Origin of the sequence: Achromobacter pestifer, assembly GCF_013267355.1 — a bacterium.
GTDB lineage: Bacteria > Pseudomonadota > Gammaproteobacteria > Burkholderiales > Burkholderiaceae_B > Achromobacter > Achromobacter pestifer_A.
On sequence record NZ_CP053985.1, the window covers coordinates 3,992,269 to 4,005,289 of the forward strand.

At 68.1% G+C, this 13,021-nt stretch carries 14 protein-coding genes; 3 read left to right on the forward strand and 11 right to left on the reverse strand.

Annotated features, from left to right (window positions below; all coding sequences use genetic code 11):
• Positions 1-166 precede the first annotated feature (166 nt).
• The 11 genes from FOC84_RS19030 to FOC84_RS19080 form a co-directional block, all read right to left on the reverse strand.
• The gene (locus FOC84_RS19030; RefSeq protein WP_173145792.1) at positions 167-898 is read right to left on the reverse strand and encodes a hypothetical protein; all 732 of its coding nucleotides are present in this window, start codon (positions 896-898) and stop codon (positions 167-169) included.
• A gap of 156 nt (positions 899-1,054) precedes the next feature.
• Complete coding sequence (locus FOC84_RS19035; RefSeq protein ID WP_173145793.1) at positions 1,055-2,011, reverse strand: acyl-CoA dehydrogenase family protein; 957 nt, start codon at positions 2,009-2,011, stop codon at positions 1,055-1,057.
• Positions 2,004-3,179, reverse strand: a complete 1,176-nt coding sequence (locus FOC84_RS19040; RefSeq protein WP_173145794.1) for an acyl-CoA dehydrogenase family protein — start codon at positions 3,177-3,179, stop codon at positions 2,004-2,006. The genes FOC84_RS19035 and FOC84_RS19040 overlap by 8 nt, the downstream gene beginning before the upstream one ends.
• A 12-nt stretch (positions 3,180-3,191) precedes the next feature.
• Entirely contained in the window at positions 3,192-3,860 is a 669-nt protein-coding gene (locus FOC84_RS19045; RefSeq protein ID WP_173145795.1) for a CoA-transferase, read from the reverse strand.
• Positions 3,857-4,525 (reverse strand): 3-oxoacid CoA-transferase subunit A, encoded by a 669-nt coding sequence (locus FOC84_RS19050; RefSeq protein ID WP_173145796.1) that lies wholly within the window; start codon positions 4,523-4,525, stop codon positions 3,857-3,859. Before FOC84_RS19050 ends, FOC84_RS19045 begins: the two co-directional genes overlap by 4 nt.
• A complete protein-coding gene (locus FOC84_RS19055) occupies positions 4,522-5,397 on the reverse strand; it encodes a MaoC/PaaZ C-terminal domain-containing protein (protein WP_173145797.1) in 876 nt (291 codons plus the stop codon). Before FOC84_RS19055 ends, FOC84_RS19050 begins: the two co-directional genes overlap by 4 nt.
• A gap of 7 nt (positions 5,398-5,404) precedes the next feature.
• Positions 5,405-6,310 (reverse strand): SDR family NAD(P)-dependent oxidoreductase, encoded by a 906-nt coding sequence (locus tag FOC84_RS19060; protein ID WP_173145798.1) that lies wholly within the window; start codon positions 6,308-6,310, stop codon positions 5,405-5,407.
• 12 nt (positions 6,311-6,322) lie between these two features.
• Positions 6,323-7,489, reverse strand: coding sequence for an acetyl-CoA acetyltransferase (locus tag FOC84_RS19065; protein ID WP_173145799.1), 1,167 nt, complete (start codon positions 7,487-7,489; stop codon positions 6,323-6,325).
• A complete protein-coding gene (locus tag FOC84_RS19070; RefSeq protein ID WP_173145800.1) occupies positions 7,486-7,860 on the reverse strand; it encodes a Zn-ribbon domain-containing OB-fold protein in 375 nt (124 codons plus the stop codon). Before FOC84_RS19070 ends, FOC84_RS19065 begins: the two co-directional genes overlap by 4 nt.
• Positions 7,853-8,815, reverse strand: a complete 963-nt coding sequence (locus tag FOC84_RS19075; protein ID WP_173145801.1) for a Bug family tripartite tricarboxylate transporter substrate binding protein — start codon at positions 8,813-8,815, stop codon at positions 7,853-7,855. The genes FOC84_RS19070 and FOC84_RS19075 overlap by 8 nt, the downstream gene beginning before the upstream one ends.
• Positions 8,816-8,967: 152 nt before the next feature.
• Positions 8,968-9,900, reverse strand: coding sequence for a LysR family transcriptional regulator (locus tag FOC84_RS19080; protein WP_173145802.1), 933 nt, complete (start codon positions 9,898-9,900; stop codon positions 8,968-8,970).
• Between the two features lie 150 nt (positions 9,901-10,050).
• Here FOC84_RS19080 and FOC84_RS19085 point away from each other — a divergent pair, with 150 nt between their 5' ends.
• Genes FOC84_RS19085 through FOC84_RS19095 form a run of 3 tightly spaced genes read left to right on the forward strand, consistent with a single transcriptional unit; the run spans position 10,051 to position 12,932 of the window.
• Positions 10,051-10,845 carry an enoyl-CoA hydratase gene (locus FOC84_RS19085; protein ID WP_173145803.1) on the forward strand — a complete coding sequence of 265 codons (795 nt, stop codon included), beginning with the start codon at positions 10,051-10,053 and terminating at the stop codon, positions 10,843-10,845.
• Positions 10,845-11,981 carry a CaiB/BaiF CoA transferase family protein gene (locus tag FOC84_RS19090; RefSeq protein WP_173145804.1) on the forward strand — a complete coding sequence of 379 codons (1,137 nt, stop codon included), beginning with the start codon at positions 10,845-10,847 and terminating at the stop codon, positions 11,979-11,981. The genes FOC84_RS19085 and FOC84_RS19090 overlap by 1 nt, the downstream gene beginning before the upstream one ends.
• Before the next feature lie 39 nt (positions 11,982-12,020).
• The gene (locus FOC84_RS19095; protein WP_088142487.1) at positions 12,021-12,932 is read left to right on the forward strand and encodes a LysR family transcriptional regulator; all 912 of its coding nucleotides are present in this window, start codon (positions 12,021-12,023) and stop codon (positions 12,930-12,932) included.
• Positions 12,933-13,021: the final 89 nt, after the last annotated feature.

Here is a 13,021-nt window from a genome sequence, read left to right on the forward strand (position 1 = left end):
TCCTATTGACACTTAATAGAATCGGAATTTTGCTGAAATGATGGGAGGCGGTGTTCGAACGGAGCGTACTTCATCGAAGCGGCTTGTTTGAATTTAAGTCCATTATTTGGACTTTTTGAAGTGTGTCCTTGAGATAAAGATGTGGCACGGCGATGGGCTGATCTGTTCAAACAGCCGCCTGCCACCTTCCCGATGCCGGATCGACCACTGCCCGCGCTCCGTCCACGCGTAGCTGCTCCTCGTCCAGCCGCGCGGCGGTGGCCGGATCGGCATCGAATTCGATGCCGAGCGCATCTGCGACGCGAGGATCTTCGACGGGCAGTTCCCAGGTCAGGAACAATTGCGCCAGGTCCAGGCCGGCGGCGAAGTCGGCCTCGTGAAAGCCCGTGCCGCGGCGCAGGATGACGCCATGCGGCTGGCCGGTGTCGAAGATCATGGCCGTGCCGCGCACCAGGGGAATGCGCAGGCCGGTAGCCGGGAAGTGCACGTCCAGGCCGCGGTCGTCGCTCAGGAACAGATTGCAGAAGGCGGCACTGCCATATTGCCCGCCGTCATGGTGGTAGCGGGCGCCGCGGCAAGCCATGAGGGCGATGTCGGCGGATGCCAGCACGCCGGGCAGTCCCAGGCCGAGCATCCAGTCGCCCATGGCTTGCAGGCACAGACCGTACTCAGGCCAGCGCGCCTGTGTGCGGGCCAGGGGCATCTGCTCCACGTCCCCGGGTTCCAGGAACAGGCGCGTGGCCATCTCGCGCTCCCAGTCCGCCAGCAGGCGGGCGGGCGGCGCGGGCAGGTCCAGCGTGCCGGTCAGCACGGTGCCGCTGACGCTGCGGCTGCGCATGGCGTCGCCGTTCCAGTAATAGGAGGTCAGGCGGTTGGGCGGGTGCGGGACGTGGATCATCGGGCTTGGAGGATCCTGGCGGGCGCGGTTGCGCCGCGCCGGGACCCGCAAGGGAAAGCGGCTGTGGAAAACCGCTATGTTAATGGCCCCTTGTTTAACGGCCGTATTCGATGACCCTGTATCGGCGCCGCGTCTGGCGGGGGTATGACTGGGACGCTAGTCTCGCATCAGCGCGGCCAGCCGTTCGACCTCGACCGCCAGGCGGTAGGCGCGCTTCAGGTAAAGCTGGGCATCGTGCTCCCACGAGAAGCCTATGCCGCCATGCACCTGGATGGAGAGCTTCACGGCGCGCCGCGAGGCGCTGGCGGCCAGGCGGGCGGACAATGCGGCAAGCTCCGGGTCGGCCGAATCGCGCGCGGCCAGCAAGGCCTCCACGGCGTAGCGGCTGTTGTCCAATCCGGTCCAGGCGTCGACCAGGGCGTGCTTGATCGCCTGGAATTGTCCGATGGGCCGGCCGAACTGTTCGCGTTCCTTGGCGTAGGCGATGGCCAGGTCCAGCGAGGCGCTGGCGGTGCCAACCAACTGCGCCAGCAGGAAGGCCAGATGGTTCTGCAGTGCGGGTAAAGCCTGCGCAGACGGCAGAGCAGCTTGCGCTACCGCTGATCCGCGCAGGCGGGCCAGCGCCACGGTGGGATCCAGGCCCTGCACGGATTCGAGCATCGCCGGGTCGTAGCGCGCCAGCCGCCAGCCTTCGTCCTGGCGGCTCAGACGCAGGTACTGGGCCGTGGGGCCGTAGGCGTCGATCCAGCCTTGCTCGTCGCCGGCGCGGTCGCAGCGGATGCTGGCCGGATGCGCCGCCAGGTCCAGCACGACTTCCGACAGGGCGGGCGTTTGCTCCAGCAGCGCGCTGGCAAGAAACGCCGAGGCGCCATAGGGCAGGGTAAGCAGGGCGCGTCCGGCCCATTCGCCCATGAGTTGCGTGCCGGGGCCGTATTCGGCCTGGAAGGCTTCCGATCCTGCTTCAAGCCAGCCGCCTTCGGCCAGTTCCTTCCACAGGGCGCGCTGGGCGCCGTCGTCCGCGGGTAGCGCGCGTCGGGCGTAAGCGGCGGGATGCTGTTGCTCCAGCAGGCGGCCGAAGGTGGAGGACAGCAGTGTCCTGATTTCGCTATGCATGTTGTCCCCTGTCCTTGGGCAGGCCGAGCAGGCGTTCGCCCACGATATTGCGTTGGATTTCCGAGGTGCCGGCCACAATGGTCTCGGCGCGTGACCACAGGAATTCGCGCAGCACGCTGGCCGTGCCGGCATGGGGCGCGCCGGCCTGCGGGCCGAGCAGGGCGGCCTCGCCCAGCAGTTCCACGCGCTGTTCCCAGATGCGTTGGCGGGTTTCGCTCCACAGCAGCTTGAGCATGGCGCCGTCGATGCCGGGCGTGTCGCCCGCGGCCACCTGGCGCAGCACGCGATCCACGCGCCAGCGTATGACCTGGCACAGATCCGCCAGGTCGCGCGCGCGCCGCGCCTGCACGGCGCGTTCGTCCGCGTCCAGCGTGGCCTGCGCCAGCGCCCCGGTGAGTTGCCGCAGTTCGTCTTCCAGCTGGATGACGCGCGGCATGAAGTAGATGCCGCGCTCGTACTCGGCGGCGGCCATGGCGATGCGCCAGCCTTCGCCGGGTGCGCCCAGGATGCGGCCCTCGGGAACCGGCGTGGCGTCGAACAGCACTTCGTTGTAGTCGGCCTCGCCCGTCATCTGGCGTATGGGCTCGACCCGCACGCCCTCGGCCTGCATGTCGATGAGCATGAAGCTCAGGCCGCGGTGGGCCTGGCTGTCGGGATCGGTGCGCACCAGCGCGAAGCACCATTTGGCCAGATGCGCCTGGGTGGTCCAGATCTTGCGGCCGCTGACGCGCCAGCCGGCCGCATCCGGTTTGGCGCGGGTACGCACGGAAGAAAGGTCCGAACCGGTCTGGGGCTCGGAGTAGCCCTGGCACCAGATCTCGCTGCCATTGCGGATGCCGGGCAGGAATTGCGCCTTCTGCGCGGGCGTGCCGAAGCGCAGGAGGGTGGGCGCCAGGATCGCATGCGCGATGCTGTTGATGGGCTGCGGCGCATGCAGGCGCGCGCACAGTTCATGGAAGGCGATCAGCGTGGCGGTGCTGAGTTCGCGGCCGCCGTACTCGCGCGGCCAGGTGAGCGCGATGAGGTCGGCCGCGCACAGCATGCGGTTCCAGGCCTGGCGGCATTCCTGGCTGTGCGAGGCAGTGACCGGATACTGTTCGCGCAGCTGGGCCAGCGCGGTGCGCAGCCAGGCCTCGGCGTCTTCGAGAAAATGTTCGGTGCGTATCATGGTTGAGAGCGATCAGGAGTTGGGATGCAGGACGCGCGGTGCGTCCGCGATGCGCACGGGCGCGTCGATCCAGCGGTGCAGTTCGGAGGGCGGCAGGCCGACTACCAGGGCCAGCGGCACGAAGGCCCCATCGCGCACGTCGAAGATGCCGATGTCGGCATAGACCCGCCCGACCACGCCGGCGCCGGTCAGGGGCAGGGTGCAGCGGCCGCGCAGGCGCGGCGCGCCCTCGCGGGTCAGCGCTTCCATCATGACCCAGACGTTGCGCGCGCCCACGGCCAGGTCCATGGCTCCGCCCACGGACGGCATGGGATCGTCCGCGCCCAGCGACCAGTTGGCCAGGTCACCCTGGCTGGAGACCTCGAACGCGCCCAGCACCGTGATGTCGATGTGGCCGCCGCGCATGATGGAAAAAGAATAGACGTGGTCGAAGATGGCCGCGCCTTCAGTGAGCGCGATCGACTGCTTGCTGGCGTTGATGAGGTCGCCGTCGGCGGGCTCGTGGTCTTGCAGCAGGCGCATGCCGAGGATGCCGTTCTCGCTGTGCAGCTGCACGCCGCGCGCGGGGTCGAGGCGGTCGGTCACCATGGTGGGCATGCCTATGCCCAGGTTGACCACGGCGCCCGCCGGCAGGTCGGCGGCCACCAGGGTGGCCAGTTGCTCGCGTGACAGTCGTTTCATTGCGGGCTCCCCAACAGGCGGTGCACGAACAGGCTGGGCGTGACGATGGCGTCGGGATCGAGTGCGCCGCAGGGCAGGATCTCTTCGACTTCGACGATGGTGTTGCGGGCCGCCATGCACATGACCGGCCCGAAGTTGCGCTGGGCGCGGCGGTAGACCAGATTGCCCAACGGGTCTGCCTGGTGGGCGCGGATGAAGGCGTAGTCCGCGCGCAGCGGCTCTTCCAGCACGTAGCCGCGGCCGCCGAACATGCGCGTCTCGCGGCCTTCGGCCAGCGGCGTGCCATAACCCGTGGGCGAGTAGAACGGTCCCATGCCGGCGCCGCCCGCACGGATGCGTTCGACCAGGGTGCCCTGGGGCATGACCTCCACGGCCAGGCTGCCCGCCCGCACCCGCTCGCGGATCACCTCGTTGCCCGGCATGCGCGGGTAGGAGCAGACGATACGGCTGACGCGGCCCGAGGCCACCAGGGCGAGGAAGCTGGCCTCGCCCGCGCCGGCGTTGTTGTTGATCAGGGTCAGGTCGCCCACGTCCCGCTTGGCCAGCAGGCCAGCCAGCAGGCGCGCGGGTATGCCCGAGCCGCCGAAGCCGCCGACGAAGATCACGGCGCCGGATTCGACGCCGCGCAGGGCTTCTTCGGCGTTTGCGCAAGTCTTGTCTTTCATTGTTCCTCCTTGGCCCAGGTTGCGCGGCCCTGGGCGCACAGGGAGCCGGCCTGATGACAGGCCAGGGCCATGCCCTGCGGCTGCCGCCATAACGAAACCGCCACGTCCAGCCCGGGATAGACCGGCGCCATGAAGCGCAGGTCCAGTCCACCCAGCCGCAGGCCGGGCAGTTGCCGCAGGCAGGCTTCGAGTGCGCGGTTGACCATGCCCAGCAGCGCCGCGCCATGCAGGATGGGGCGTTCATAGCCCGCCCGCCGCGCGCTGGCCGGATCCACGTGCAGCGGATTGCGGTCGGCATTCAGGCGGTACAGCGCGCCCTGGTTACGGCTGGTGGGCAGGACGATGACACTGTCCGGCGGCGTCGCGGGCGGCGCGGGGATAGGGGCGTCCAGCGCGTCGCTGAGCGCGGCGTCGCCGCGGGAGTAACCGCCGTCGCCACGGCAGATGTTCAGCTGTTCGATGACGGCGATTTCCTGTCCCGTGGCAGCGTCGCTCAGCATGCGCCGCGTCACGACGAAGGCGCCAGGGCTCTTGTCGGCGATGCGCGCGACTTCCATCTGGCAGGTGACTTCGCCGCCGGCGGGCAGGCGGCGCGCGAAGCGCATGCGCTGCTCGCCATGCACGACCTGGCCCCAGTCCAGGCCGTGGCGCGGCTCGCGCATCCAGAAGCCGGGATAGGCCAGCACGCAGGCCATGGCGGGCAGGGCGCGCAGGCCCTGCTCGTAGATGAACCGGGTTTCGTCGCCGACGGGGTCGTCTTCGGCCAGGCCGGCGCCCACGCCCAGGGCGTAGAGGATGCAGTCATCCTCGCCATAGAACTGGCGTTCGGGCGCGAAGGCGTGGGCCTTCAGGCTGCGGTAGTCCAGCGCCATGGCAGCCTCAGACCGGATCCCAGGCGAACACCTGGGCGGACGTGTCCAGCGGCATGAAGGAGGCGCGCAGCGCGGCCATGCCGTGTCCGGCGATGCTTTCCGTGGTCCAGCCGTCCGAGCGGTGCACCGAGCGCACCGGGCGTGACTGGCTCATCAGGAAGATCTCGTTCAGGCGGATCGCGAACACCTGGCCGGACACGTCGGCGGAAGCGTCCGACGCCAGGTGGCAGATCAGCGGCGCAATAGTCTCGGGTCCCATGCGGCGGATCTTCTCGACGTGGCGCGCCTGCTCCTCGGTCTTGGCCGGGATGGTTTCGGTCATGCGGCTCCAGGCCAGGGGGGCGATGCAGTTCGAGCGCACGTTGAAGGCGGCCATGTCCAGCGCCATGGCCTTGGACAGGCCGACGACGCCGAGCTTGGCGGCGCAATAGTTGGCCTGGCCGCGGTTGCCGATCACCGCCGAGTTGGAGGTCATGTTGATCAGGCTGCCGCCGCCCTGTTCACGGAAGTGGCGCGCGGCGGCGTGACTGAGGTTGAAGCAGCCGTACAGATGCACCTTGACCACGGCGTCGAAATCTTCGGGCGTGAGCTTGTGGAACATCTTGTCGCGCACGATGCCGGCGTTGTTCACCACCGCGTCCACCCGGCCGTAGGCGTCGGCGGCAGCCTCGATGATGCGCTGCGCGCTGGCGTATTCAGCCACCGAATCGCCATTGGCGATGGCCTCGCCGCCGGCGGCGCGGATTTCCTCGACCACCTGCGCGGCCGTGCTCTGCGAGGCGCTGGTGCCGTCCAGCGACACATTCAGATCATTGACCACCACGCGCGCGCCTTGCGCGGCCAGGGCCACCGCCGCGGCGCGGCCGATGCCGTTGGCCGCGCCGGTGACGACCACTACTTTGCCTTCCAGCATGTCGAATCTCCTTCAGTCCATCCAATTGGTCAGCACGGTCGTGGCCTGGGCGCTCAACACCCCGCCATTGCCGTGCACGAGCGCCGTGCGCGCCTGTTTCACTTGCCGTTCGCCACATTCGCCGCGCAACTGGCGCACCGCTTCCACCAAGCCGAACATGCTGTACATGCCGGGGTGGACGCAGGACAGCCCGCCGCCGTTGGTGTTCACCGGCAGTTCGCCGCCAGGGGCGATGCGTCCGCCCGACACGAAGGCGCCGCCTTCCCCTTTGGCGCAGAACCCCATGTCCTCCAGGAACAGGACGGGATTGATGGTGAAGGCGTCATAGAGCTGCACCAGGTCGATATCGGCCAGCGCCACGCCGGCCCGCTCGCGCGCCAGATCCGCGCTCTGTCCCGCCACGGTGCGCGTCAGGTCGGCCATGCAGGCGATCTGCCGATGCGAATGCGCCATGGCAGTGCCCTGGACGTACACGGGCCGGGCGGCATCGGCGCGGTCTGCGGCGGTGACCACGATGGCGCCCGCGCCATCGGTCACCAGGCAGCAGTCGCGCGCGGTCAGCGGCGAGGAGATCACCCGCGCGGCCAGCACGTCGGCGATGGACAGGGGCTCGCGCTTGTAGGCTTCCGGGTTCAACCGCGCCCAGGCGCGCGCGGCCACTGCCACTTCGGCCAATTGCTCGCGGGTGGTGCCGTATTCATGCATGTGGCGGCGTGTCGCCAGCGCGTAGCTGGTCGGCGGATTGAAGGGCTGGAACGGTTCCTCGTAGGGAAACGGATCCAGCCGCGCGCGGGCGCCGGAAGTCGCGGAGACGCCGTTGCCGCCGCGCGGGGCGGCGCCGTAGGCGATCACGATGTTGCGGCACAGGCCGGCCTGGATCGCCGCTGCGGCGACCAGCAGGTGGCCGACGAATGAGGCGCCGCCGATCTGGGTGCTGTCCATGAAGCGCGGGTACAGGCCCAGGTATTCGGAGAGCTTGTTCAGCCACATCGACGAGGACAGGCTGGCGCTCATCAGGCCGTCGATGTCCTCCATGCGCAGGCCGGCGTCGCGCACGGCGGCGTGCACCGCCAGCGAGGTGATCTCCAGCTCGTTCAGGCCGCCTGCGTCGCCGATGCCTGCCGTGGCGCAGCCGGTGATGGCGATGGCGCCGCGCAGGTTCTTGTTCCAGTCCGTCATGGCGCTTCCTTTCCGAACACCACCCGGGCGCGCTGCGGGTCGGGCCGGGCCATCAGCCGCATGCCGATGCGCAGCTCGCCTTCATCCAGCAGCGTGGACATCATGCGGAAGCCTTCGTCCATGTCGGCCAGGATCACGTTGCGCGCGGGCGCCTGCGGCGTGGCCGGGATCTCGGAATAGGAATAGAGCGTGGCGCCGGCGCGCATGGGCCGCCAGGCGTATTCCTGCGAGCGGCAGTGGGTGCAGTGCGTGCGCGGGAAAAAGAACGAGAGCCCGCAGCTGCGGCACATCTGGACCTCCAGCCGTCCCGCGCGCAGCGCCTCGGCAAAATAGGCTTCCGGCGACAGCGAGCCGATGCGGACCTCACTCATCCTTGACTCCGGCCTGGGAGATGACGGCCTGCCATTTGTCCATTTCGTCGCTGACGAACTTCTGGTATTGGGCCAGATCCAAGTCGCCGGGTTCGGAGCCGGTCGAGCGGATGTATTCCTGCGTGGCGGGCTGCATCACCGACTTGCGGATTTCGCTGTTCAGCGTCTGCACGATGTCGGCGGGCGTGCCGGCCGGTGCGTAGACGCCTACCCAGGTGCTGAGGTCGAAGCCCTTGTAGCCCAGTTCGTTGAGCGTGGGGACGTCGGGGTAGCGGGATTGCCGCTGCGCCGAGGCGATGGCCAGCGGCACGATCTTGCCTGACTGAAGGTAGGCGTTGGCGGTCACGGATTCAGCCATGCCGAAGGGCACCTGGCCCGACACCAGATCCGTCATGGCGGGACCCGCGCCGCGATAGGACACGTGCATCAGCGGCAGGCCGCTCTGTGCGCGCAGCAGTTCGCCCACGATGTGGGGCGCGCCGCCGGTGCCGGCCGTGCCGTAGGGTACCGAGGCCTGCTTCTGCGCATAGGCCTTGAAGTCGGCGAAAGTCTTGATGCCCTGGTTGGCATTGACCAGCAGGAAGTTGGGGCTGACGGCCAGCAGCGCCACGGGAGCGAAGTCCTTGCGGGCGTTGTAGGGCAGCTTCTTCATGGCGGGGTTGATCACGTGGCTGGTCGCGCCCACCAGGATGGTGTAGCCGTCCGGCTTCTGCCGCGACACGTACTCGGTGGCAATCTGGCCGGTCGCGCCCGGCTTGTTCTCGACCACGAAGGGCTTGCCCAGGCGGGTCTGCAGATCGGCCGCGATGCGGCGCGTCAGGATGTCGGTCATGCCGCCCGGGGCATAGGCCACCACCAGGGTGACGGGCTTGGCCGGATAGGTGTCGGCGGCGGCAATGGCGGGAAGGACGGCCAGCAGCGTCAGCAGCTGCTTCAGGCCAGGCTTGAGTGTCATGTCGTAGGTCTCCTCGTCCTGCGGGCTGGTTTGCCCTGCTTGGTTATGGCGTCGAGGCGACCTTGCGGATGGCGCGTAGGGCGGGGGCCTCGACGCGTCAATGATGGGAGCGGTTCATCATGCAAACAATTGATTAATTGTCATGAAGGCATTCAAGAAAGAGATGAATTGCCGGCCGCGGCGGGCTGTCCCTGTTCAGCGAGATGGGCCTCGAAGGCGGCGAGAAACGCGGCCGCGGCGCGCGACAGCCGGTAGTCGGCCCGGCGCAGGACGGACAGCTCGTGCAGGGCCTGGGGCCGGTCGGCGATGCTCAGCGCCTTCAGGCCCATCTCCTGGCAGACGTGGCGTACATAGCCCGGCATGACGGTAATGCCCATGCCCCCGCGGATCATGGCGAAGGCGGTGGTCAGGCTGCCGGTCTGAGCCACGCTGCGCACTGTCAGTCCCTGTTCCTGCAGGATCTGGTCCATCTTGCGGCGCACGGTATAGGTGCCGCGCAGCAGGATATGCGGGTAGCGGGCCAGCTCGCGCCAACGCGTCTCTTCGTGCTGCGCCAAGGGGTGGCCGGCGGGCACCACGGCAAACATGGGGCCGCGGTAGACGACGCGGCAATCCAGCCTGGGGTCCTGGCTTTCCATGGCCACCAGGCCGAGATCGGCCTTGCCGTGCAACACGTGTTCGGTGGCTTCGTCGCCGGTGAGTTCATGCAGGTCGAAGACGATGTTGGGATGTCGTGCGTGGAATTGCGCCACCACCGGCGCGATCAGCGTGTGCATCATGATGGGCGAGGCCGCGATGGAGACCTCGCCGCGCTCCAGGCCGGCCAGGCTGCTCAGGCTGCGTTCGGCCGCGCGCAGCGAACCGAAGGTTTCCTGCGCATAGGCATACAGCTCGGGCGCGCCCTCCAGCAGTTCGACGCCGCGCGCCGAGCGTTCGAACAGCGCCATGCCTATCGCCTTCTCCAGTTCGGAGCAGAGTTTGCTGACGGTGGACTGCGTCAGGTTGAGCGCCTCGGCGGCGCGGGTGAAGTTCTTCAGCTCGTATACGGCGCAGAAGGCCCGGAGCTGGCGCAGCGTGATACCCATGGTGCGACTCCCGCAAGAGGCGGCTATCGTACCCAAGCCGTCCGGTTTGTGGGATTTATTCCATTCCAGACTTATTTCATGAAAATTACTCGTTTGTTGTGATGAAACCTCACCCTTAGCATCGGTGCCATAACCCTAGCTGGAGCTTCCATGACTGCGCCTATTCCCGCCTTTTCCCATGCCCTCGTGACCCGCGACGAGCGCGGCGTCTACACCCTGCAGATCCACGATGCCAAGAGCCTGAACATCCTGGCCTCGGCGGTCACCTTGAGCCTGACCGAGGCCGCCCGCTGGATCGCGGCGCAGGACGATGCCCGCGCGGTGGTCATCCGCGGCACGGGCGAGCGCGCCTTCGTGGGCGGCGCCAACATCTATGAAATGGCCGAACTCGATCCGCAGGGCGCGCGCGAATTCATCACGCGGCTGCGCGACCTGTGCGACGCCGTGGCCGCGATTCCGGTGCCCACCATCGCCCGCATTCCAGGCTTCTGCCTGGGCGCCGGCATGGAGCTGGCCGCGGCTTGCGACATCCGCCTGGGATCGGCGGACGCGGTCTTCGGCATGCCCGAGGTGCGCGTGGGCATCCCGTCCGTGATCCATGCCGTGCTGCTGCCGGCCATCATCGGCCCCGGCCCCACCAACTGGCTGCTGTTGACTGGCGAGACCGTGGACGCGGCCCAGGCCCGGCAGTGGGGCTTCCTGGAATTCGTCAGCGAAACCGGCGCGCTCGACGCGCTGGTCGAACGCACGGTGGCGCCCATCGCCGAAAGCGGCCCGATCGCCGTGCGCTCGCAGAAAGCGCTGCTGCGCTACTGGAGCGAGTCCACGGTGCAAGCCGGCCTGGACCGCAGCGTGGCGGCGTTCGGCGAAGCCTTCACCACCGACGAGCCGCGCCGCTACATGGCGCCTTTCGTCAACCGCAAGAAGCAGCAGGAGGCCAAGTAATGGCCGGCCCGCTCGCGGGCGTGCGCGTCATCGACATGACCTCGGTGGCCATGGGGCCGTACGGCACGCAGATCCTGGCCGACATGGGGGCCGAGGTGATCAAGGTCGAGGCGCCCGAAGGCGACGTGTTCCGCGCCTCGGCTCCGGCGATGAGTCCGGGCATGGGGCCGGCCTACCTGAACCTCAACCGCAACAAGTACAGCCTGACGCTGGACGCGAAGACGGCGGCAGACCGCGACAGCCTGCTGCGCCTGATCGACGGCGCGGACGTGTTCGTGTCCAACGTGCGTCCCGCGGCGCTGGCGCGCCTGGGCCTGGATGCGGACGCGCTGCGCGCGCGAAATCCGCGCCTGATCCATTGCGCGGCGGTGGGTTTCGGCCAGGACGGTCCCTACGCCGCGCGTCCGGCTTTCGACGACATCATCCAGGCCATGAGCGGACTGGCTGACCTGCAGGGCCGCAACAGCGGCGCGCCCGCTTACGTCAACACGATTCTTGCCGACAAGGTCGCGGGGCTGACGCTGGCTTATGCCATCCCCATGGCCCTGTACGAGCGCGAGCGTTCGGGCGAGGGGCAGGCGATAGAAGTCCCCATGTTCGAAACCCTGGTCTCCTTCACCCTGATCGAACACATGAGCGGCCACAGCTTCGTGCCGCCGCAGGGGCCGATGGGTTACAGCCGGGTGCTGTCGCCGCAGCGGCGTCCCTACCGCACGCGCGACGGCTACCTGGCGCTTCTGCCTTACACCGATGCGCAGTGGCGGCGCTTCTTCGCCCTGGCCGAACGCGCCGACCTGGCGGCGGACGCGCGTTATGTCGACGCGGCCTCGCGCGCGCGGCACTTCGACGAGCTCTACCAGGACCTGGCGGACATCGTCGCGCTGCGCGGCACCGAGGAATGGCTGGCGCTGCTGGCGGATGCGGACATCCCGCATTCGCGCGTGAATGCGCCTGAAGCCTTGTTCGAGGATCCGCACCTGAAGGCGACGGGCTTCTTCCAGCGCGTGGAGCACCCCACCGAAGGACCGCTGATGGCGGCCGGCATTCCGGTGCGCTTCTCGCGCACGCCGGGCGACATCAGGCGCCAGGCGCCGCGCCAGGACGCCGATCGCGATATGCTCAAGCCTGCGCGCTGAGGCCGGCATGGCCGGCGGCGCCTGGCGGCGACTTCGACCATGAACATCACTCTCAAGCAATTGCGCGTGTTTTGCGCGCTTTACGAACTGCGCAGTTTCACCGCGGCCGCGCGCGCCGCCTTCGTGACCCAATCGGCCGTCAGCAAGCTCTGCGCCGAACTGGAGGCCGAAGTCGGCCAGCCGCTGTTCGAGCGTTCCACCCGCAGCGTCACGCCCTGCGATGGCGCGGCGGACTTCTACGCTTATGCGCAGGAAATCCTGGGCACGGTGCGCGCCGCCGAGCGCAGCATGTCGGGCCTGCGCACGCTGGAACGCGGCACGGTGGGCGTGGCCACCTCGCCGCTGATGATGGTCGGCCTGCTGGGTGAGGTGGTGGCGGACTATCACCGCGCCCATCCCAGCGTGAAGCTGGACCTGTTCGAGCTGTCCACCGACGACACTATCGAGCACGTGCGCAACGGCCGCGCCGATTTCGGCGTCGTGTCGGTCGAAACCCCTTCGGAAGAACTGGCCACGCGGGTCATTTACCGCGACACCATGTACGCGGTGTGCGCGCCGCGTCACGCGTTGACGCGCAAGCGCTCGGTGTCGTGGGCCGACGTGGCCGCCCACGACCACATCATGCTGCGCAACGTGTACAGCGTGCGGCGCAGCCTGGACCGCGTGGCGGCCGACCTGAACCTGGAATTCCGCTACCGCATCGAGGCCGGCATGCTGACTTCGGCGCTGAAGCTGGTGGGCGCGGGGCTGGGGATAACCGTGGTGCCCGGCTATGCCTGCGATCTGGCGCGGCAGCTGGGCCTGCGCATCCTGGCCATCGACGGCGCGCGCAAGCATGGGCACGAACTCTGGCTCATCCAGCGCCGCAACGCGCGGCTGTCGTTGGCGGCCTCGGCCTTCCTGCAGGCGACCGAGGAATATCTGCGGCAGCGCCAGGCACAAGAGAATTAATCCCAGTTTGGAATAAGTCTATGAAAATTAGTCCATTGTTGGGATAAGCAGGTCGCAAGCATCATACGGTCAGAGTTCAAGAGGCCGAC

Coding starts and splice junctions, on each gene's coding strand:
- FOC84_RS19030 (WP_173145792.1), bottom strand. CDS start 898: ATGATCCACGTCCCGCACCCGCCCAACCGCCTGACCTCCTATTACTGG.
- FOC84_RS19035 (WP_173145793.1), bottom strand. CDS start 2,011: ATGCATAGCGAAATCAGGACACTGCTGTCCTCCACCTTCGGCCGCCTG.
- FOC84_RS19040 (WP_173145794.1), bottom strand. CDS start 3,179: ATGATACGCACCGAACATTTTCTCGAAGACGCCGAGGCCTGGCTGCGC.
- FOC84_RS19045 (WP_173145795.1), bottom strand. CDS start 3,860: ATGAAACGACTGTCACGCGAGCAACTGGCCACCCTGGTGGCCGCCGAC.
- FOC84_RS19050 (WP_173145796.1), bottom strand. CDS start 4,525: ATGAAAGACAAGACTTGCGCAAACGCCGAAGAAGCCCTGCGCGGCGTC.
- FOC84_RS19055 (WP_173145797.1), bottom strand. CDS start 5,397: ATGGCGCTGGACTACCGCAGCCTGAAGGCCCACGCCTTCGCGCCCGAA.
- FOC84_RS19060 (WP_173145798.1), bottom strand. CDS start 6,310: ATGCTGGAAGGCAAAGTAGTGGTCGTCACCGGCGCGGCCAACGGCATC.
- FOC84_RS19065 (WP_173145799.1), bottom strand. CDS start 7,489: ATGACGGACTGGAACAAGAACCTGCGCGGCGCCATCGCCATCACCGGC.
- FOC84_RS19070 (WP_173145800.1), bottom strand. CDS start 7,860: ATGAGTGAGGTCCGCATCGGCTCGCTGTCGCCGGAAGCCTATTTTGCC.
- FOC84_RS19075 (WP_173145801.1), bottom strand. CDS start 8,815: ATGACACTCAAGCCTGGCCTGAAGCAGCTGCTGACGCTGCTGGCCGTC.
- FOC84_RS19080 (WP_173145802.1), bottom strand. CDS start 9,900: ATGGGTATCACGCTGCGCCAGCTCCGGGCCTTCTGCGCCGTATACGAG.
- FOC84_RS19085 (WP_173145803.1), top strand. CDS start 10,051: ATGACTGCGCCTATTCCCGCCTTTTCCCATGCCCTCGTGACCCGCGAC.
- FOC84_RS19090 (WP_173145804.1), top strand. CDS start 10,845: ATGGCCGGCCCGCTCGCGGGCGTGCGCGTCATCGACATGACCTCGGTG.
- FOC84_RS19095 (WP_088142487.1), top strand. CDS start 12,021: ATGAACATCACTCTCAAGCAATTGCGCGTGTTTTGCGCGCTTTACGAA.